This window comes from Methylomonas sp. LL1, assembly GCF_015711015.1.
Lineage (GTDB): Bacteria > Pseudomonadota > Gammaproteobacteria > Methylococcales > Methylomonadaceae > Methylomonas.
Genome location: NZ_CP064653.1, coordinates 2,973,017 through 2,992,166 on the forward strand (window position 1 = coordinate 2,973,017; position 19,150 = coordinate 2,992,166).

Sequence of the window (19,150 nt, forward strand, 5' to 3'; positions counted from 1 at the left end):
AAATCTCTAATGCGGGCGACAAAGCCTAATATAATTAATACTTGTAAAAATACAGCATCTGTAACATTAACTTCACGCCCCGGCATTGGCATATCTCTAGCCTAATTTGCCATCTTAAGCATAAAAAACAACAACGCCCTGGAATGTCAACCCGACCTAATCTTTGGCAAAAAACCAGGTTATGACAACTACGAACCTCAATAGACTAGTCCTATCGCAATAAGTTACCTCGCCCCTTTCCCCCACAACACCACCTCCACTGTACTCATCATAATAGTCATATCCAGAAATAGGCTATAGTTTTTAACGTAATACAAATCGTACTGCAGTTTCTGCCAAGTATCGTGCTCACTGGCACCGTAGGGGTAGCATAGCTGCGCCCAACCGGTAATACCCGGCTTAACTCTATGACGCTCTTTGTAATAAGGTATGCTTTCTTCAAACCCCTTGACAAACTCAGGCCGCTCCGGACGTGGACCAACGAAGCTCATGTCGCCATTTAATACGTTAAACAATTGCGGTAATTCATCAATGCGGAATTTGCGGATCACTCTGCCGACTCGCGTCACCCTATCGTCGGTCTGACTAGCCCATTGCGCCCCGTTCTTTTCGGCATCGATACGCATACTGCGAAACTTGATCACCTTGAACGGCTGATTACGATAGCCGACCCGAGTCTGACGATACAAGACCGGGGCACCAAAACCGCTTTCCAGATAAATAGCTAGCGCCGTTAGCAACATCAACCACCAACTGACACTCAGCAACAAAATACTGGCGACCATGTCAAAAGACCGCTTGATGATAGGCCGAGCACCATCGTTGACAAATCCATCGGAAAACACCAACCAGCTGGGACTCAAGGTTTCCAAAAACACCAGACGCTGCTCCCTTTCGTAAAAAGTTTGTAAATCCATCACGATGACGCCCGACATTTTGATATCCAACAATTCGTCAACCGGCAGTTTTTTCCGCCTGTCGTCCACCGCGATCACCACTTCGTCCACATGCTCTGTATCGATCACATTAGCCAAGGTAAGGCTTTCGCTGAGCGTGATGGCATGATTTACCGCAACCGGCTCGTCATCCAAGGCAATATAGCCCACGATTTCAAAGCCACGATAAACGAAGGAGGAATTCACCACCTCAAGCTCGCTAGCCCTCTGCCCGCAACCGATGACCAAAACCCGGCGTTTTAATTTATCCAAATTAATAAAGCGATAAAACAAATAACGCGTCAGCAGCATACCGATAAAGGAAAACAGGATAGCGGAGATCAATACACTCCGCGCCAGCATCAATTCCGGAATGACGTAATACACCAACACCAGGCTAAAAATGGCTACGACAAAACTGTAATTAATTCTTTCCAGCAGATTGTATTCTTCCCTGTCCAGGGTTTTTCGATACAAGCCCAAAAAGGAGCAGCACAGAGTAAACACACAAGAAAAGACTAATGACGCCAAAATCATTTCATCCCGTGAATACCAGGACGCCGTGTATAAAAATCTGACAGTCGCCCCCCAGTGCATGGCGAGATAAAACACCAACCATTCCACTAACATTAACCATAAATAGGCGGTCGAAATATAGTGCCGAAAAATTCTGATCATCGTAGGGTCCGTATCAATCTGTTTGAATGAATTATTTTATGCCTTTTTGGGCTAAAAGCCGGGTGATATGTTCGGAAGGTATCGCATAAGAAATGCCGCTGGGATTTGTCAACGCATTTTCCTTGCTACCTTGAACAAAAACTTTATTGATGATGCCCATGACCTTACCGGTTTCTATATCATATAAGGGACTGCCGCTATTGCCCGGATATGCGGTCGCGTCCAACTGAAACACATCATAAGGCGTTTCCAGTTTTTTCAGCATCTTGACATTAAGTTGCCGGGTAGCGATGACCGGAATGGCATTCGGTGAAATAGCGGAAATAATGCTGCGGTGAGTGACCGGGTACAAACCTAGTACCATGCCTATCGGGTAACCGGTAAATGCATAGAGCTCACCTTCCCTGACCCGACCGGAATCGCCGATTTCGAGCGCGGGTAGTCTGCCGTCCGCCAAATTCAGCATCGAAAGATCATGTTCCTCGTCAGTTGCCGTTAATTCCGCCAGTTGCATGTGTTCTTGGCTGTCCTGACGATAAAACACCGCAAAACGTTCGAGATGCGCCACATCCAAATCCTTGCTGGTCACATGTGCATTGGTAATCACCCGCCGCCCATCGGCAACGGCAAAGCCCGTCCCCAAAAATACCGCGCGCGGATTGCGGGTAGGCATAAAAGTGCCGACCGCCACTACACTGGGCTTAACCCGCGCGAGGACATCCGGTAATCCGGCGTCGATTGAGCGGGCCCACCCATTGCCGGCCAAAAGGAATATCCCTAGAAAAAGCAATGACCTGGGTTTCATTATTAATAAACCTTTAAAAAAAAGCATGTCACCCGTAATCAACATGAAAAAACGGCGGCCAGGCACAATCATCGCTTGGCGACAATCATAAACTTTCAACATAGTGCGGCTTTATTAAGTCATCGTTCTTGGCGGATGAAAAAATTAAATGCCTTTGCCAAAGACACGGCAGCCATTACCGATACCATCAAATACAAAAAATTGGCGATTGTCAGGTATTTCAATATAAATAGAAATGCGTTCTGACTCTCGGAGTCGCTAACCAGCATGGGCTCGGCATAACCCGGCATTGATCGTCTCGATTCCAGATTTACCACGTTGGTTGACCCTTTCCCAGCCAGTACCGGCCCGTCGGAACCCTTTAAGCCCAGGAAAACCAATTCCGCCGTCAATTGCTGATTCAAGCCTGAAACAGCCTTTGCTCCGGCTTGTGACTGATCGGCAAGTAAGTCGTATTGACTCATGCTCGAGTAGATCCAGTTGTCCAATTCCTTTATATCGGAATAGGTCCAAACCATTTTTGCATATATCTCTTCACCTACCATCAAGCGTGCTTCATCATGCAGTTGATCAAACAGGGCATTGGCAAATGGGCTTTGCCCAGCCTGATGGCCGGCGGCGTGAAACCCCAGCTCGGGATCACCGACCATCACTCCCCTGGCGGGGTCGTTGGCACTAGACCGCATCAATTGCGGCATATTTTGGCCCGACACGAATTGGCCTCCCGCGGAGGGCGCGGGAAGTGTTCCGGTTTTATTAGCCTTTGCGCCGGATTCAGGCACATCCGGTTGTGTTGAGGTAATTTCCGAATCGAAAGACCGAGCGCCCGTGCTGTTATCGGCGTTTGCTTCGGATGGAGTCACAGGCTTTCCTATTTTTTGCCCGGCCGGACTATTCACCAATCCATTTGCCGGCGCATTATCTTTAACCGGATCCCTGGCGATATCCGGCTTAAAATCCTCGGCCCATGTACTTTTGATAAGGCAGATGAAAACAAACAGGCTAAGGTAAAGTCTCATGCATCATCCGCCTTGAGCATTGAAGGTTAACTGTGAACAATCGGTGAAATACCCACCGCCTCTCGAAGCACCCGTATAAATGGCTTACTGATTTCACGGGCTTTTTCCGCCCCAAGCAGCAACTGCTGCTCAATATGTTCGGGCGCCTGCAATAATGCCTCATAGCGCTCACGGGCGGGGGCGATTTCGTCATTGATTTTCTCGAACAGCACTTGTTTCATTTCGCCCCAGCCTATGCCTTCGGCATAACGCTGACGAATAGCCTCGACTTCGTGCCCATTGGCAAACGCCTGATAAATGCCGAATAAGGTGCATCCTTCAGGATCTTTAGGCTCGCCGGGTTCCAGAGAATTGGTTTTGATTTTGTTGATCAATTTACGCAACTTCTTTTCCGGTTCGAATAGCGGAATCGTATTGTTGTAACTTTTGCTCATCTTGCGCCCATCCAACCCCAGCAAGGTAGCCGCATTATCGTCCAGTACCGCTTCCGGCAGCACGAAATGTTCGCCGTAAATATGATTGAAGCGGTTGGCAATATCCCGAGCCATTTCGATGTGCTGAATCTGATCCTTACCCACCGGCACCTTGTTGGCGTTGAACATCAAAATATCCGCGGCCATCAACACCGGATAGCTGAATAAGCCCATGGAAATACCCTTATCGGGATCACCGCCTTCGACTTCCTCGTTCTCCGCCACGGCGGCTTTGTAAGCATGCGCGCGATTCATCAAGCCCTTGGCGGTCACACAGGTCAACATCCAGGTCAACTCCAGAATTTCCGGCACATCCGATTGCCGGTAAAACACCGCATTAGATGTGTCCAGCCCCAGCGCCAGCCAGGTAGCGGCAATCTCCAAGCTGGATTGCTTAACCCTAGCCGGTTCACTGCATTTAATCAAGGCATGATAATCGGCTAAAAAATAAAACGGCCTGACCTGTTCATCCTTGCTGGCATTGATCGCCGGCCGAATGGCCCCAGCGTAATTCCCCAAATGCGGCGTACCCGTCGTGGTAATACCGGTCAGAACGATGGATTTGCTCATACTGCTACCCGTGGCCTCTTATCATCACTTAAATTTTAAGATTCTACACAATTCAAAGCCGATAGTCAGACAATAAAGTAAGCGAATTAGCGCTTGTCGGCTGACGAAATTGTCGGCCATTGCCTACTATCCGATTGGCTAACCTAGCCTTACCTTTTTATAGTAAACTTGCCGGCGTTCGATTTTCCGTCCACAACCTAATTTCTTAGTCGGAGGAACCTGATGCTGACTCATGATGAAAAGCGCGATTACATTCGTATGGATGTCGACTGCGATATTACCTATAAATTGGCCGACTCCAACGACATCAAAACCGGTAGATGCACCACATTGAGCGGTGCAGGCGTATCCTTCATTGCCGATCAAGCCTTCGACACCGGTTTGGCTATGGAAGTCAGTATCATCCCGAAAACCTCCATCACTCCGCCGATGACGGCCTATATCGAAGTGGTTCGCAGTTCAAAGCGGGATAACGATCAGTATGAAATTGCCGCATCCATCAAAAGCATCAAAGGCAGTTAAACTTCTCCACCCGATCACAGGGATGCGTTAAACGTATGTACATCATCACCAAAGAAGTTTATTTCTGTTACGGACACCGGCTGATGAATCATCCGGGCAAATGCCGCAATCTGCACGGCCATAGCGTCAAAGCCAGCATTTCCATCAAAAGCACCGAATTAAACCAACAGGGCATGGTCTGCGACTTTGCCGATGTGCGCGACGCGGTCGAATCCTTCGTCGACCAACATCTCGATCATAATTTCCTGCTGCACAAGGACGACCCCATCATTCCGGCCCTGATCGCCAATAATGAACGTTTCCTGGCGATTGATGAACATCCGACCGCCGAAGTGCTAAGCAAAATGATTTACCAGCATTTAAAGCGGGAAGGCTTGAACGTGGATCAGGTAGTGCTGTGGGAAACCGCCAGTGCCCACGCCTGTTACCGGGAAGATTGAGATGAGCCAGCTCAGGCCGGTCAACACCTCCTTGTGTCTGGAGAAAATCTGCGAATCCAATTACCAGAAACTGTTTCGCTTGATTCCCAACTTACGTTTGCTGGACAAAGCCGCGATAGGCCGCGGCCCAAACAAGCCTGCCCTGCATCTGGAGATACTGGAACGCAATCCCTATACCTTGACGATAGAGTTGAGCCATTTTTTTGAACAACCGTTATCGAAACTGATAGCGCCGGCGGTTAAAATCCGGATTTATCTGGATGCGCAACTGGCGGAAGTGATACGCGACAACGACCGTCCGGCCGTGGATAGGGTTTATCAAAATCCGGGGCGGGCGCTGGAAATTCAGGAGTACAAATGGCGCCTGAATTACTTTCTGCAAAAATGGCTGGATCATTGTTTGAAAACCGAATATCACTTCTCCAGCACGGCCGATTGCCTTATTTAATCCTACGCTGCAATGCCGCCCTGACGCAACGCAGCAGGCCATAGCTGTAAGCTCCACCCAATTGTTCATAAACCGGTTTTAGCGCATTGCGCTGTTGCTCCGGCATCGCCAACAGCACGGCTTCGATGTCGGCGATTTCTCGCGCCGATAACGCCAATACATCCTCGAACCGCACGCTACCTGCTTCCAGGCCCTTGGCCAAGTGCGTATAAACCGTATCTTCCTTCAAGCCGCGCCGCTGAGCGACTTGCTCGACGCTATACCCCAAACCGAACAAATCCAGCGTTTCGGTGACGTTATCGGTTGCCGATGAATGCCCCTCGTCGTCAAATTCGGCCAGAACCGCCAAAAATTCATCGCCATACAACGCCAGCTTGCGCTCGCCGACACCGGAAATCATGGCCAATTGCCGATGATCGCGCGGCCGAACATCCACCATCGCCATCAAGGTGGCATCGTGGAAAATCACATACGGCGGCACATCCTGCTCATCGGCCAACTGCTTGCGTTTAGCCCGTAGCGCATTCCATAGCGCGCTGTCGGCACTGTTGCCGGGCTGGCGTTTTTCGGATTTTTCCCGTCCGGATTTAGGCATCTGCACATCCTTGCGCAACATCAAGGTTTGTTCGCCGCGCAATACCGGCCGGCAGGCATCGGTCAACTTCAAACTACCGTGCCCTTCATAATCGATTTCCACCAGCGACTTAGCCACCAACTGTCGAAATACCGAGCGCCATTGCTTCTCGTCCAGCGCCTTGCCGATACCGAAAGTCGATTGCTTGTCATGGCCAAACTGTTTGATACGCTCATCGCTTTTACCCAGCAACACATCGACCAGATAGGTCACACCGAAACGCTGGCCGGTGCGGTAAATACAGGACAAGGCCTGTTGCGCGGCGAGACTGCCATCCCAGGTCGCGACCGGCTCCAGACAGGTGTCGCAATTGCCGCAACCCTGTTCCAACACATCGCCAAAATAAGCCAGCAAAGCCTGACGCCGGCAGCTGACCATCTCGCATAAAGCCAGCATCGCATCCAGTTTGTGATATTCGATGCGTTTGTGGGTCTCGTCGGCATTGGACGTAGCCAGCATCTGCCGCAAAGTCAGCACGTCCTGCAAACCATAGGCCATCCAGGCATTGGCCGGCAGCCCATCGCGCCCGGCTCGACCGGTTTCTTGATAATAGGCTTCGACGCTTTTGGGCAAATCCAGATGCGCCACGAAGCGCACATTGGGTTTGTCGATGCCCATGCCGAAAGCGATGGTGGCGACGATGATCAAGCCATCTTCCATCAAAAACTGGTGCTGATTTTTCTGACGCTGTTCGTTGCTCATGCCGGCGTGGTAAGGCAAGGCGCGCAGGCCTTTCTGATTCAGCCAGTCGGCGGTGTCTTCCACTTTCTTGCGCGACAGGCAATAGACGATACCGGTATCTCCGGCATGTTCACTACGGATGAAACCGAGCAATTGTTGGCGGGCATTGTCTTTTTGCACGATGCGGTAGCGGATGTTGGGCCTGTCGAATCCGCTGACAAACACCTGGGCATTTTCCAACGCCAGGCGCGCGATGATTTCCTGCCGGGTGCGTTCGTCGGCGGTCGCGGTCAAGGCGATACGCGGCACCCGCGGGAACTGCTCGTGCAAGACCGATAACAGCAGATAATCCGCCCTGAAATCGTGCCCCCACTGCGACACGCAATGCGCCTCGTCGATCGCAAACAGGGCAATTTTGCAGCGGCCGAACAAGGCCTGGGTGCGGCTGTTGCTGAGCCGCTCCGGCGCGATATAGAGCAAATCCAGCTCGCCGTTCAGTAACTGTCGTTCGGTCTCCCTGACCTGCTCCAGCGACAAAGTCGAATTCAGAAATGCGGCCTTCACCCCTAACTGATGTAAGGCGCTAACCTGATCCTGCATCAACGCGATCAACGGCGAAATGACGATACCGACGCCGTCCATCACCAACGCCGGAATCTGATAGCACAAGGACTTGCCGCCGCCGGTCGGCATCAACACCAGCACATCGCGGCAACCGATCAATTGCTCGATAATCGCTTGCTGTTGTCCGCGAAAACTGGCATAGCCGAACACCGTGCGTAAAACCCTTAGCGCGGCGGCATCATCGGCGATAGTTGGATATTGTTTCTGCAATGGTGTATGACCCTATATAATGCGGCAATTATATCAGCACTCGCGTGCCGCTCTTGCCTCATCCATGTCTCATTCATGAACAGTCAAAACAACGCCTTACCGAAACGTCTGCAATATCTGATCGACAACAACCTGCACCACCTGCTGCAGTTGGGCCTAAAGGGCATCGAAAAAGAAAGCCTACGCATCAACCGCCGCGGCGTGATTTCGCAAACCCCTCATCCCAAAGCCCTGGGCTCGGCGCTGACCCACCCCTATATCACCACCGACTATTCGGAAGCGCTGCTGGAATTCATCACGCCGCCATTTGCCGACGTCAAACAAACCCTGGGTTACATGCACCGGATTCATCAATTCGTCTATCCGCGACTGGGCGACGAAATGCTGCTGGCCACCAGTATGCCCTGCGGCATTGATGGCGATTTGAGCGTGCCGATCGCCGAATACGGCAGTTCCAACGTCGGCAAAATGAAGCATGTTTACCGCAAAGGTCTCTGGCATCGCTACGGCCGTACCATGCAAGCCATCGCCGGCATCCATTTCAATTACTCGGTGCCGCAGGCTTTATGGCCCATGCTGCACCGGCAAGCTGGCAATCAGGGCTCGCTGCAAAGCTTTATCGCCGACGGTTATTTCGGCTTGATCCGCAACTTCCAGCGCCAAGGCTGGTTGATGCTCTATCTGTTCGGCGCCTCGCCGGCGATTTGCAAAAGCTTTTTCAAAAGCCGCCCGCGGTTGATGGACGAATTCGAGGAATTCGACGCCCATACTCTGTTTCACCCCTACGCCACCTCGTTGCGGATGAGCGACATCGGCTACAAAAGCAAAAACCAGGCGGGACTGAAAATCGATTACAACTCGCTGGAAGGCTATGTCGAAAGCCTTGGCGCCGCGATCAATACGCCATATCCGGACTACGAAAAAATCGGCGTCAAGGTCGATGGTGAATATCAGCAACTGAATGCCAACATTCTACAAATCGAAAACGAGTTTTACAGCACCATGCGCCCCAAACAAATCGCCGAATCGGGCGAAAAGCCGACGCTGGCCTTGAAACGGCGGGGCGTGATGTATGTGGAAATGCGTTCGCTGGACTTGAACCTGTTTAACCCGATCGGCATCGAGGAAAGTACCGCCCGCTTCATCGAAGCGTTTTTATTGAGTTGTTTATTGCACGACAGCCCGCCGCAGGCCGAGGAAGAATTCCAAATCAACAACAGCAATCAGTTACTGGTTGCCAATCAGGGCCGCAAGCCGGGATTGATGCTCAGTAAAAACGGCCAGACCATCAGCCTTAGAGACTGGGCCCACCAAATACTGGATAGCATGCAACCGATTTGCGCGCTATTGGATCAAGGCAGCGTGGACAAACCCTATCAACTGGCCTTGCAACAGCAACAGGCCATGATCGACAATCCGGCTTTAACGCCGTCGGCCCATATCCTGGCCTGCATGACGCACAACACTCAGGAATTCGGTTGTTTCGCCAGCAATACTTCCGCTCTGCATAAAAATTATTTTCTGGCTCAACCACTGGACTCGCAAGTGCAACAACAATTCACCGATATGGCCGATGCGTCCTTGCGCAAACAGACCGAGATCGAAGCCGCCGACACCCTGACTTTTGACGATTTTCTGACCCGTTACTTTTCACAATCATGACCGCATTCGACCTCGCCAACGCACAAAAAGAACTGCAAGGCAAAAATCCCCGCACCATCCTGAAAACCGCCCTGGCCAATTTCGACAACATCGCCATCTCGTTCAGCGGCGCCGAAGACGTGGTGCTGATCGACATGGCGATGCAAATCCGCAAGGACATCCAAGTCTTCTCGCTGGATACCGGCCGCCTACACCCCGAGACCTACCGATTCATCGAACAAGTGCGCAAGCATTACCAAATCGACATCGACATCTTGAGCCCGGACCGCGAAGTCTTGGATGCCTTCGTCAAACGGAAAGGTTTATTCAGCTTTTACCAAGACGGCCATCAAGAATGCTGCGGCATCCGCAAGGTCGAGCCATTGCGCCGCAAGCTGGCGACATTGGACGCCTGGATCACCGGTCAACGCAAGGACCAAAGCCTGGATACCAGGGCCGACATTCCGGTAGTACAGTTGGATGCAGGTTTTTCTGGCCCCGACAAACAGCTGATCAAATTTAACCCGCTACTGAACTGGTCGTCCTCTCAGGTGTGGGACTACATCGAAGCCTACCAAGTGCCATTTAACGAATTACACCACCGCGGCTATATCAGCATAGGCTGCGAACCTTGCACCCGACCCGTGCTGCCGAATCAGCATGAACGATCCGGACGTTGGTGGTGGGAGGATGCGGCGAAGAAGGAATGCGGCTTGCATGCCGGGAATGTCAAAAAGTAGCCTCGGTACAACGCAGTAGAATCGAGGCTACTTGTCTAGTATTCAACCGAAGCTTTGGAATTGAACGGCATGGCACCTTGCTGGCCACTAATGATCGCCGCCCGTAATGCCTCGCGCCGGGCGTTCAATTGCTGAAAACTGCCGGTCAGGCTATCGATTTGCTCCTGCAATATTTTCTCATCGTCCGCTAGCGCCGCCAAGGATTCGGCGGTTGATTCCAGCAATAAATCGCTCTGCCCCTGATATGGGCGTTTAAAACGGCTTTGAAACGCCTGCCCCAAAGAGTCCAACAATTGCTGAAAATCTTCTTCGCTAAAGTCGTATTTGCCTATGCTGTCCAGCACCTCCTGCCTTGCATCGACCGGGTCAATCTGAAACGATTGCCGACAAGCTGTCCGTAACTGCTTGATCAAGTCCCGCAAATCGGCTTCCGAACCCCGGCATTGAGCCACTAAACGCGCCGCGCTATCCTCAAGGCTGTGCATAGGCTGCTGATACCGGGTCAGATACAAGGATTCCAACGTTCCCATTAATTCCAGCAACCGCGGCGCCTCATAATTTTCCGCTTCCAGCCACCGAAACAGTAACTGGCGAAAAATGTGCGGAAAGTTTCCGAATTGATCCACAAAGGCCGAGGTAAAATCAGCGACAAAGCTTTCCAATGCGTCCCTATCGGCTGATTCGGTTTTAATGGCCGCCAACAGTTGGCGGCTTAGCGCATCGATCGGTAGCGGAACAGTGCTCCTATCGATTACAGCCAACCGGGAATCAAGGACCAAAGCTTCGGCATTTTCACTCTCGTCCGACTGATCCGCCGGACTTTCTTGTAAAAAATTTCTCCAGTAATCCGCCAGTCCGATTTCAGTTTCGCTGTTGCCTATATACTTCAACATGTTATCGGCCAAGGCGAAAAGGCAGCGGCTGGCGGGCGCGTTGCCGGCCAAATCGACCACCGGAATTTGCCGCGTGACCGATTGGAGCACCGTGTCATCGCGAGCAACAAATCCGCCATACTCGACCTTCAATTCCAGGTATTTATCGACGGCGGCGGCAAAGCGCCGATAGGTTTCCGTCGCATTCGGATAGTCCGCCGCCATGTTCACCACCACTCGCAAGCGGCCGTTATAATTTCGGGCATTTAGCAGCTTCAACAACGAAAAACCGTCAGTCAGCGAAGTCGGTTCCGGCGTAATCAGTAAAAACGTATAGGGCGCCGCATCGATAAACTGCAACACGCTATCGGCCACGCCGGCGGCGGTATCTATCAAAAAATAATCGTACTCGGCTTCCAGCTCGACCAATGCCTCGCACAATCTTTTTACTTTATCGGCGCTCATATTGGCCAGTTCGGCCACGCCGGAAGCGCCGGGCACCACCGAAATACCTTGACTGGTTTTAATTACGATGTCTTGTATGGTTTTTTCACCATTCAGCACCTGTTCCAAGGTATGTTCCGGGCGTAATCCCAATAGAATATTGATGTTTGCCAAACCGGTATCGGCGTCGAAAATACATACCCTCGCCCCGCGCTGCGCCAAGGCAGCCGCCACATTAGTGGTTACGCAGGTTTTACCGACGCCGCCCTTGCCGCTGGTGAACACCAACACATGGGAGCGATTGGCCTCGGTCGGCAAGGATTGCCGTGCAAAATTCAGGTTTTCCATAGTCATCTGTGTTTAAACCATTGGGTTCGGATCTTTGGGTTTATTCCGAGGCTGATTGTAAAAATGCCTGCATGTCTTCGTTGGCCACCCTGGCGTAGATGGCCTCGACCGGCAAGTATAAATCCACCGCCGCCAAATAGACCTGATCGCCTAGGTAATAATGTTCGGATTGCCAGTGGTTGTCACGCCGGCAAACCTCGACATCGACAAACTCTTGCTCGATCAGCACATACTCCCGCAGGCTGGGTAGACTTTGGTACGACAAGCGTTTCAAGGTTTGATCGAGCTTACGGGTTGATTTTGACAATACCTCGACGACGATCAGCGGCGACTCGGTGAAATAGGCATCGCCATGTTTGCGTTCGCAATCGACAAGCAGATCGGGGTAAAAGAAGTTGTTTTGAGCCTTGACTTTGACGTCGGACGTAAAAACCTCACAAGGCATATTGGCTAAATGCGTGCGTAAGCCTGCAAATAGGTTACCAATGATACGATTATGATTCAGACTGGCGCCCGTCATTGCATAAACATCGCCATCGACATATTCGTGCTTGACCTGGCTGATCAATTCGCCCGCCAAATACTCTTCCTGACTAATCCAATCCTGTTTAGACCGATGTAAAGCCATTGCGCCTCCACGCCGAATGTTGAGCCGGCTCGGTTATAATGCCCCATCCTTCGCTCAACCCTTAAAATCATGAAACCACCGCGTCTTGCCTGGGCCATCACGGGCTCCGGACATTATATCGAAGAATGTCTCGAATTCATGCTCGGCCTGGATAATGTCGACTTGTATCTGAGCCAGGCCGGTGAAGAGGTGCTAAAAATGTATGGCGTCAATCTAAACGACATCAAGAACAAACTGCCGGTATACCGCGACAAGGCCGCTTCGGCGCCGCCGGTGGGCTTGTTTTACAAGGGCTATTACCACACCTTCGTGATGGCGCCGACTACCTCCAACACCATCGCCAAATGCGTGCTGGGCATCGCCGACTCGCTGGTTACCAACCTGTATTCGCAAGCCGGCAAATGCCGTGTGCCTAGCATCGTCTATCCGTGCGACATCGCTCCCGAAATGGAAACCACGGCCCCCGGCCATAAAAAAGTTATGGTCTATCCGCGCCCGATCGATTTGGAAGCCACCGCCAAAATCAAAAGCTTCCCTTACACTCAGGTGGTGGAAAGCGTAACCGAATTGAAAGCCGCGGTCAGCCATCGCCTGGCTTCGTTATCATGAACGAAGAACGCATCCTGTTTTTGACCGGCAAACTGGCTGAAAAACAACTCCGCCAGATTCTGGCGGCGATGGAGCCGGATTTTTATTACAAGGTCAAGGAAATGGGCGTCAAGGTCGCCGCCTTGATGACCACCGACATGATAGGCCGCCGCCTGAAAGATACCGAAGGCGCCACCCGCATCGTGATTCCGGGGCGCTGCCGGGGCGACATCGAAGCCTTGTCCGAGCAACTGGGCGTGCCGGTGGAACGTGGCCCGGAAGAGGTCAAGGACCTACCGCAATATTTCGGCAAGGATGCGCATCATTACGATCTCAGCCAGTACCAAACCAAAATCTTCGCCGAAATCGTCGACGCCCCCAATATCGGCGTCGACGAAATCATGCGGCGGGCTTATTACTACAAAGCCAATGGAGCCGATGTGATCGACATCGGCTGCCTGCCGGGTACGCCGTTTCCGCATCTGGCCGACTGTATCCGCGCGCTGAAACAGGAAGGCTTCACGGTCAGCATCGATTCATTGGAAGACAGCGATTTGTTGGCCGGCGGCAAGGCCGGCGCCGACTACATGCTCAGTCTGACCTCGAATAGTCTGTGGATAGCGGACGAGGTGGCGGCAACGCCGATTATCATCCCGCAAGCGCATGGCGACTTGAGCTGCCTGGATAGCGTCATCGAGACTTTGCAACGCAAAAATAAAGCCTTCATCGTCGACCCGATCCTCGATCCCATTCATTTCGGTTTCACCGAATCCATCGTTCGCAATTACCAGTTCCGTCAGCGCTATCCCGAGGTAGAGATGATGACGGGCGTAGGCAACCTCACCGAACTGACCCATGCCGACACATCCGGCATGAATGCGTTATTGCTGGGGATTTGTTCCGAACTGAACATCAATCACATCCTGGCCACCGAAGTCAGCCAACATGCTTGCCGCGCGATCAAGGAAGCCGACCGCGCCCGCCGCATCATGTACGCCGCCAAGCAAGCCAATTGTCTGCCCAAGCATATCTCGGCCGATTTGCTCACCGTGCATGACACCGCGCCGTTCCCGTATCGGCTCGACGAAATCGAAGCCATCGCCGCCGAAATCCGCGACCCCAGCTACCGGATTCAGACCAGCAGCGAAGGTTTGCATGTCTTCAACCGCGACGGCTTCCATAGCGCGCAAGACCCGTTCGATTTGTACCCGAAACTGGGCGTCGAAACCGACGGCGGCCATGCCTTTTATCTGGGCGTGGAGCTAGCCAGGGCACAAATTGCCTGGCAACTGGGCAAGCGATTCACCCAGGACCAACAACTCAATTGGGGCTGCGCCGCGCAAGGCGTGGAAACGGAAGCGGATTTGCATACCTTCAAGCCAGCCGGCAGCACGCTGAAAAAGCGTCATGAGGATGAAAACGGAGATTAATGAAAACGGAAAATTTGCCCGGCGTTTTCTGGCCTTTCATGATCCCCATGCTCCACGCTGCTGGTTAGACATGGTCTCTTAATCGTCATCTGGTAGGGATTGCCGAATTTTAGCGTCATGGTTGATTTTGACTCCAACATCCATGGTATTGGCGAGCGTGGGAGTGCTGTGCAAAATACCGTTCCAGCAAGCCATCTTTGCCTAGCGGCTCACGTTGCAGGAGCCTAAGAACTGCCATGGACCATGAACAAAATATCGATGGGTTGACCAGCAAAAAACGACCCAAAACTGACTTACCCGCCATATTGCGAAATGGCAAATGCTTCCCATAAAGCCGACCTATATGTCATCATTCTATGTGCTGTCATGCAGGAAATTATGTACCACGCGGCGCAAGTGATTCGCAACGCCCGTCAATGGTGGCTGGATTTAGGGCAAGGATCGGCAGTCGCGAAGGTTTTTGAATGTTTGCAGCGACGGTGGCGCCACAACCGCGATAAACGCTACGGGACAAGTTGATAGACCGGGTTGTTGCTCACCACCCAAGAACTGAGTGTTAGCGACACGGCTTTTGTGATCTAAAAACAAGTGCTCCCGCACTCAGATCTCAAAAAATGTCCAAATTAGGAACCGGGATATGTATCGGCAGGTGTGAACACGGATTCAGGGAGAAGATAAAAATTTACGCAAAACGTTACGTCATTTAGCACCTCTTATTACAATTTGACCGGCGCAGAAAATGAGAAATTTTCTTGAACAATACAAAAACCTAAAGTCAACCAGCATAGTCGCTATATGTATATTTGGAACAGGAACAAGCGCGGCTATGTTCTTACTTCTGCCATGGGTTTTATCTTTCTTCCTAGCTCCTCCGGTTGCTGACTTCGCGAAACAAACAGCTTCAACTCAACCTATCGGTTATGCAGCATCTCCTGATGATCTCTGTGAAGCCACGCAGATAGGTCGAGACGCAATTTACAAGTTAGATTTCCAACGTAAAATTAAAGCATCTGACAGTCCCCGCCTAGTTTTTAGTATCCTGTTGGATCCAGAGCTTAAGGTAATGTGCCATTTTAATTCGAGTTCACCCCGACTGATAAAGGCTAATGCTGAGCTAAGATCAGTAGCTTTTGATATCGAACCCCAAGGTAAAATTCAAAAAGAGGGAGAAACTATTGAATGGGTATGGACTGTGAAACCAAAAAGCGCAGGAACGCAATCCCTTCAGCTAGTTGTCGAAGGCAGCGACGTGTTTTCGGCAAACCTTTCTCGATTACAATCGCTTTTGAAAATCGGACAGCAGTCAAAAACTGAAATAGGGATGGATGTGGACGTTCGGACCGACCTCGGACTGACTCCAACGCAGGATGCCCTATTCAAACTTATTGGCGCGGTGATTGGTTTGCTCGGAACGATTCTTGGCTTTCCATTTTTCAAGGCCGCATTGGAAAATAAGGAACATAAGCCTAAAAAGAAAAGTACAGCTTCTAACAAAGCTAATGGCCGTAGCATGCGCTGAGCAATAGCATAATACGACGAAGGATCTAAAAGATCAGCCCACAAGATACGTGGTGCGCACCCTACTCTCGATTTTGAAGCAAACCCTTAGATTGTCGGCAATGGGCCAGATTGAAGTCGGTGACAGAAGATCCTTCTACGACAGGTATGGCCGACAGAGGACCGATGTACTAACTCAACTCCCCGAGCAATCGTTGCCAACCAGATTTTCGCACATAGCCGCTACCTGATTGGCCGCCAACCGGCGGGACACGCTTTTTTCCGCCCCACTTTTCGGCGACACGCGGCAAAACTTGTTTAACCTCATCCGAGGGCGCTCGGCGCTTACCCTCGGATTTCGCCGCTATTACTCTCCAGCCTTGTCCGCGTCAACCGTAAAAATAGGATTATTTTTGTCTTCCTCGGTCAATTTGGCTTTTTCTTCCGGATAGATATGCCAGAAGGATTGGTCGATCGCACCGTCGTTATAGCTATTTTTGCGGCTATGGCCGAACGGGCACCACCAGTTTTCCACGACTTTCACCATGTAAGCGTGCCACTCGAATAGGCCGACGCTGTATGGGCAATACCAGGTGCAATTCAATATCCAGAACAGTTTCGATTGCGCCATGCTCAGTTTGAACGAACCGCCCATCACGATTTGATTTTTCATGCTGTAACGGTGGCTGGCCCTATCCGGCAGAAAATCGCTCCATTTTTTGACGTTTTGCGCCCCTACCAGCTTCAGACTGAAATAAGTCAAGTAAGCGCTGGTGATCACAAACGGCAGGGTCAGAATCGGTAAATAGATAAACAACAGACCAACCGCTCGGGACCAAACCGGCATCTGTTGATGATGACAACCGATATTGACACGCTCGGCGCAGGATTCGCAGGCTTTCATGAAATGTTCTCCGTTGAAGAGTGGGTGGAATTTTGCTCGGGATTGAGCAATTGATAAATACTGACACAACCCGCGCAGCAAAATTTTTTCGGGCCGCCGGGAATGTCCAGCTCAAAGCCGGAGACTTTCACTGGCTGACCGCATAGATCGCAGGGGTATTGTTCTTTTTTCATCGTGCTGGCTAGATCCTGCCGGATACCGCGCAAAAAAAGGTTTTCAAATATTCCGTTTCCGGCATGGCCGGCAACACCGGATGATCCGGGCCTTGGCCGCCGCCGGCGAAAAACACCAGATGCCGGTCGATATGCCGAGCCGAAGAACGCAAAATTTCGTGTAAATCATCGCGGCTCAAATGATGCGAACAGGAGGCCGACACCAGCATGCCTTCAGCCGATAACACTTGCAGCGCCAGGTGGTTCAGGCGGCGATAGGCTTCGAAACCGGCTTTATAGTCTTTCTTGCGTTTGATCAAGGCCGGCGGATCCAACACGATGGCATCGAAATGCAGGTTTTGTTCCCTAGCCTGTTTCAGATATTCGAATACATCGCTACGCACGAACTGCATTTTCTCCCGCACGCCATTCAACGCCGCGCTTTCGGCCGCCAATCCCAAGGCGCTTTCCGAGCTGTCCACACAGGTGACTTCCGCCGCGCCGGCCACTGCCGCAGTAATACCCCAGGCACCGGCATAACTGAATAAATCCAGCACTTTCAATCCGCGCGACCAACCGGCAAATTGGGCTCGGCTGCAACGATGGTCATAAAACCAGCCGGTTTTCTGGCCTTCGGCCACATTGATCAAGAAGCGAGTATTGTTTTCTTCGATCAGCAATCGTTCCGGCATCTCGCCATAAGCCAATTCCGGCTCCAACGAAAGTTTTTCCAGTTGGCGCTGGCTGTTGTCGTTTTTTAACAGTATCGCACTGGGTTGCAATAAATCAGTCAGAACATTGACCAGCAATTGCTTGTGCTTTTCCATGCCGGCGGTGGTGATTTGCACCGACAACACCGAATCGTAGCGGTCGATCACCAAGCCCGGCAATCCATCGCTTTCACCAAACACCAGCCGGTAATAAGGCTTATCGAACAGACGTTGACGCAGGATCAAAGCTTGAGTCAAACGGGTTTTGAAAAACTTTTCGCCTATGCTGCTGTTGGGTTTGCGGGTCAGCAGGCGGGCACAAATCAGCGCGTAGGGATTGATATAAGCCACGCCCAAGGCCTTGCCGCCGCTGTCGTTGACGATTACCAGATCGCCGGCGGCGAATTGTTCCAACGGGCTGCGCTTAATGTCGATTTCATTGCTGAACACCCACAAATGCCCTTGGCGCAGGCGTTTGTCTTCGTGTTTTTTCAGGAACAGCTCGGGATAATTCATAGATTCAGCAAGGTAAGGGAAAAACCGCCGACTTCCGCGGACAGGATAATCGGCAAATGGATTTGGGCGGTTTGGTTCGGCCCCAACTCCGCATCCGCCGCATACTGGCACGGCGTAAACACCCGTTGTGCCAAGGGCCGGCCGTTGAAATCCGTCAGTGCCAGTTTTAATTGCGGAAAAGCCTGGGCAAATTCGGCCTGATTGGTCAAGGCAGCCGTCAATAGATAACGCCGATCCAGGTGCGGCTGCAAATCGGTATGCGATAGCGACCATGCATCCGGATTTTCATAGGCCGGCGCCCGGCAGCCCAAAGTCTGACAGACTTTTGTTAAAGCCGCGTGAATTCGAGGCTGCCGGTTCAGTCGCTCGCCTTCGAAATACACCACCTGCCCCAGCAAAACCAGCAGCGCCGCCAAGCTCGCCAAGCGCCAACGCCAACCGGATTCGGTTGTATAGGATTTTTGCGATGGCAACTCGATGCTGTCGTGCCGAACCGGCGCCTCGTCGGCCTGTTCCGACAACGACGGCAAGGCATCAAAAGTTTGACCACAGCCGGTGCAGCTCAACAATCCGCGACTGTCACGCAACTGCCGGGTAGTCACGGCCTGTTGCGCATCGCAGTGTGGGCAGCGGCTAAACAT

19 protein-coding genes are annotated in these 19,150 nt (G+C 51.7%); 8 read left to right on the plus strand and 11 right to left on the minus strand.

The annotated features are described in order from the left end of the window. Nucleotides 1-224: 224 nt before the first annotated feature. The 4 genes from IVG45_RS13765 to IVG45_RS13780 form a co-directional block, all read right to left on the minus strand. Entirely contained in the window at nucleotides 225-1,613 is a 1,389-nt protein-coding gene (locus IVG45_RS13765; protein ID WP_196434379.1) for a TIGR03013 family XrtA/PEP-CTERM system glycosyltransferase, read from the minus strand. 31 nt (nucleotides 1,614-1,644) lie between these two features. Next, nucleotides 1,645-2,418, minus strand: a complete 774-nt coding sequence (locus IVG45_RS13770; protein WP_196434380.1) for a S1C family serine protease — start codon at nucleotides 2,416-2,418, stop codon at nucleotides 1,645-1,647. 119 nt (nucleotides 2,419-2,537) lie between these two features. Next, nucleotides 2,538-3,281: a hypothetical protein gene (locus IVG45_RS13775; RefSeq protein WP_196434381.1), complete on the minus strand. Its 744-nt coding sequence runs from the start codon at nucleotides 3,279-3,281 to the stop codon at nucleotides 2,538-2,540. Nucleotides 3,282-3,463: 182 nt separating this feature from the next. Beyond that, a complete protein-coding gene (locus tag IVG45_RS13780) occupies nucleotides 3,464-4,480 on the minus strand; it encodes a tryptophan--tRNA ligase (protein WP_196434382.1) in 1,017 nt (338 codons plus the stop codon). Between the two features lie 222 nt (nucleotides 4,481-4,702). Here IVG45_RS13780 and IVG45_RS13785 point away from each other — a divergent pair, with 222 nt between their 5' ends. Genes IVG45_RS13785 through IVG45_RS13795 form a run of 3 tightly spaced genes read left to right on the plus strand, consistent with a single transcriptional unit; the run spans nucleotide 4,703 to nucleotide 5,890 of the window. After that, nucleotides 4,703-5,002, plus strand: coding sequence for a PilZ domain-containing protein (locus IVG45_RS13785; protein ID WP_196434383.1), 300 nt, complete (start codon nucleotides 4,703-4,705; stop codon nucleotides 5,000-5,002). Between the two features lie 35 nt (nucleotides 5,003-5,037). Next, the gene (locus IVG45_RS13790) at nucleotides 5,038-5,442 is read left to right on the plus strand and encodes a 6-pyruvoyl trahydropterin synthase family protein (RefSeq protein ID WP_196434384.1); all 405 of its coding nucleotides are present in this window, start codon (nucleotides 5,038-5,040) and stop codon (nucleotides 5,440-5,442) included. A 1-nt stretch (nucleotide 5,443) separates the two neighbouring features. Then, entirely contained in the window at nucleotides 5,444-5,890 is a 447-nt protein-coding gene (locus IVG45_RS13795) for a DUF1249 domain-containing protein (protein ID WP_196434385.1), read from the plus strand. On the opposite strand, the gene recQ is transcribed toward IVG45_RS13795, so the two are convergent. Continuing rightward, complete coding sequence (gene recQ, locus IVG45_RS13800; RefSeq protein WP_196434386.1) at nucleotides 5,883-8,039, minus strand: DNA helicase RecQ; 2,157 nt, start codon at nucleotides 8,037-8,039, stop codon at nucleotides 5,883-5,885. The genes IVG45_RS13795 and recQ overlap by 8 nt on opposite strands. Nucleotides 8,040-8,114: 75 nt before the next feature. Between recQ and gshA the strand changes: the two genes are divergently transcribed. Beyond that, entirely contained in the window at nucleotides 8,115-9,701 is a 1,587-nt protein-coding gene (gene gshA, locus IVG45_RS13805; RefSeq protein WP_196434387.1) for a glutamate--cysteine ligase, read from the plus strand. Continuing rightward, nucleotides 9,698-10,420 (plus strand): phosphoadenylyl-sulfate reductase, encoded by a 723-nt coding sequence (locus tag IVG45_RS13810; protein ID WP_196434388.1) that lies wholly within the window; start codon nucleotides 9,698-9,700, stop codon nucleotides 10,418-10,420. The genes gshA and IVG45_RS13810 overlap by 4 nt, the downstream gene beginning before the upstream one ends. Nucleotides 10,421-10,455: 35 nt before the next feature. On the opposite strand, the gene IVG45_RS13815 is transcribed toward IVG45_RS13810, so the two are convergent. Then, entirely contained in the window at nucleotides 10,456-12,090 is a 1,635-nt protein-coding gene (locus IVG45_RS13815; RefSeq protein WP_196434389.1) for a MinD/ParA family protein, read from the minus strand. Nucleotides 12,091-12,124: 34 nt separating this feature from the next. Then, nucleotides 12,125-12,712, minus strand: a complete 588-nt coding sequence (locus IVG45_RS13820) for a Uma2 family endonuclease (protein WP_196434390.1) — start codon at nucleotides 12,710-12,712, stop codon at nucleotides 12,125-12,127. A 69-nt stretch (nucleotides 12,713-12,781) separates the two neighbouring features. On the opposite strand from IVG45_RS13820, the gene IVG45_RS13825 reads away from it, so the two are divergent. The 3 genes from IVG45_RS13825 to IVG45_RS13835 all read left to right on the plus strand — a co-directional run bounded on the left by IVG45_RS13825 (nucleotide 12,782) and on the right by IVG45_RS13835 (nucleotide 16,249). Further along, nucleotides 12,782-13,321, plus strand: a complete 540-nt coding sequence (locus IVG45_RS13825) for a flavoprotein (protein WP_196434391.1) — start codon at nucleotides 12,782-12,784, stop codon at nucleotides 13,319-13,321. Further along, nucleotides 13,318-14,730: a DUF6513 domain-containing protein gene (locus IVG45_RS13830; protein WP_196434392.1), complete on the plus strand. Its 1,413-nt coding sequence runs from the start codon at nucleotides 13,318-13,320 to the stop codon at nucleotides 14,728-14,730. The genes IVG45_RS13825 and IVG45_RS13830 overlap by 4 nt, the downstream gene beginning before the upstream one ends. A 739-nt stretch (nucleotides 14,731-15,469) precedes the next feature. Continuing rightward, nucleotides 15,470-16,249, plus strand: a complete 780-nt coding sequence (locus IVG45_RS13835; RefSeq protein WP_196434393.1) for a hypothetical protein — start codon at nucleotides 15,470-15,472, stop codon at nucleotides 16,247-16,249. Between the two features lie 345 nt (nucleotides 16,250-16,594). Here IVG45_RS13835 and IVG45_RS13840 read toward each other — a convergent pair whose 3' ends face one another. The 4 genes from IVG45_RS13840 to IVG45_RS13855 are packed head-to-tail and all read right to left on the minus strand — an operon-like array spanning nucleotide 16,595 to nucleotide 19,150. Continuing rightward, a complete protein-coding gene (locus tag IVG45_RS13840; RefSeq protein WP_196434394.1) occupies nucleotides 16,595-17,131 on the minus strand; it encodes a hypothetical protein in 537 nt (178 codons plus the stop codon). After that, nucleotides 17,128-17,304, minus strand: coding sequence for a heavy metal translocating P-type ATPase metal-binding domain-containing protein (locus IVG45_RS13845; protein WP_196434395.1), 177 nt, complete (start codon nucleotides 17,302-17,304; stop codon nucleotides 17,128-17,130). Before IVG45_RS13845 ends, IVG45_RS13840 begins: the two co-directional genes overlap by 4 nt. Before the next feature lie 8 nt (nucleotides 17,305-17,312). Further along, a complete protein-coding gene (locus IVG45_RS13850; RefSeq protein ID WP_196434396.1) occupies nucleotides 17,313-18,509 on the minus strand; it encodes a class I SAM-dependent rRNA methyltransferase in 1,197 nt (398 codons plus the stop codon). Next, a complete protein-coding gene (locus tag IVG45_RS13855; protein ID WP_196438039.1) occupies nucleotides 18,506-19,150 on the minus strand; it encodes a zinc-ribbon and DUF3426 domain-containing protein in 645 nt (214 codons plus the stop codon). Before IVG45_RS13855 ends, IVG45_RS13850 begins: the two co-directional genes overlap by 4 nt.

Coding starts and splice junctions, on each gene's coding strand:
- IVG45_RS13770 (WP_196434380.1), bottom strand. CDS start 2,418: ATGAAACCCAGGTCATTGCTTTTTCTAGGGATATTCCTTTTGGCCGGC.
- IVG45_RS13780 (WP_196434382.1), bottom strand. CDS start 4,480: ATGAGCAAATCCATCGTTCTGACCGGTATTACCACGACGGGTACGCCG.
- IVG45_RS13840 (WP_196434394.1), bottom strand. CDS start 17,131: ATGAAAGCCTGCGAATCCTGCGCCGAGCGTGTCAATATCGGTTGTCAT.
- IVG45_RS13815 (WP_196434389.1), bottom strand. CDS start 12,090: ATGACTATGGAAAACCTGAATTTTGCACGGCAATCCTTGCCGACCGAG.
- IVG45_RS13850 (WP_196434396.1), bottom strand. CDS start 18,509: ATGAATTATCCCGAGCTGTTCCTGAAAAAACACGAAGACAAACGCCTG.
- IVG45_RS13830 (WP_196434392.1), top strand. CDS start 13,318: ATGAACGAAGAACGCATCCTGTTTTTGACCGGCAAACTGGCTGAAAAA.
- IVG45_RS13835 (WP_196434393.1), top strand. CDS start 15,470: ATGAGAAATTTTCTTGAACAATACAAAAACCTAAAGTCAACCAGCATA.
- IVG45_RS13810 (WP_196434388.1), top strand. CDS start 9,698: ATGACCGCATTCGACCTCGCCAACGCACAAAAAGAACTGCAAGGCAAA.
- IVG45_RS13825 (WP_196434391.1), top strand. CDS start 12,782: ATGAAACCACCGCGTCTTGCCTGGGCCATCACGGGCTCCGGACATTAT.
- IVG45_RS13765 (WP_196434379.1), bottom strand. CDS start 1,613: ATGATCAGAATTTTTCGGCACTATATTTCGACCGCCTATTTATGGTTA.
- gshA (WP_196434387.1), top strand. CDS start 8,115: ATGAACAGTCAAAACAACGCCTTACCGAAACGTCTGCAATATCTGATC.
- IVG45_RS13820 (WP_196434390.1), bottom strand. CDS start 12,712: ATGGCTTTACATCGGTCTAAACAGGATTGGATTAGTCAGGAAGAGTAT.
- IVG45_RS13795 (WP_196434385.1), top strand. CDS start 5,444: ATGAGCCAGCTCAGGCCGGTCAACACCTCCTTGTGTCTGGAGAAAATC.
- IVG45_RS13855 (WP_196438039.1), bottom strand. CDS start 19,150: ATGTTTAGCCGCTGCCCACACTGCGATGCGCAACAGGCCGTGACTACC.
- IVG45_RS13845 (WP_196434395.1), bottom strand. CDS start 17,304: ATGAAAAAAGAACAATACCCCTGCGATCTATGCGGTCAGCCAGTGAAA.
- IVG45_RS13785 (WP_196434383.1), top strand. CDS start 4,703: ATGCTGACTCATGATGAAAAGCGCGATTACATTCGTATGGATGTCGAC.
- IVG45_RS13790 (WP_196434384.1), top strand. CDS start 5,038: ATGTACATCATCACCAAAGAAGTTTATTTCTGTTACGGACACCGGCTG.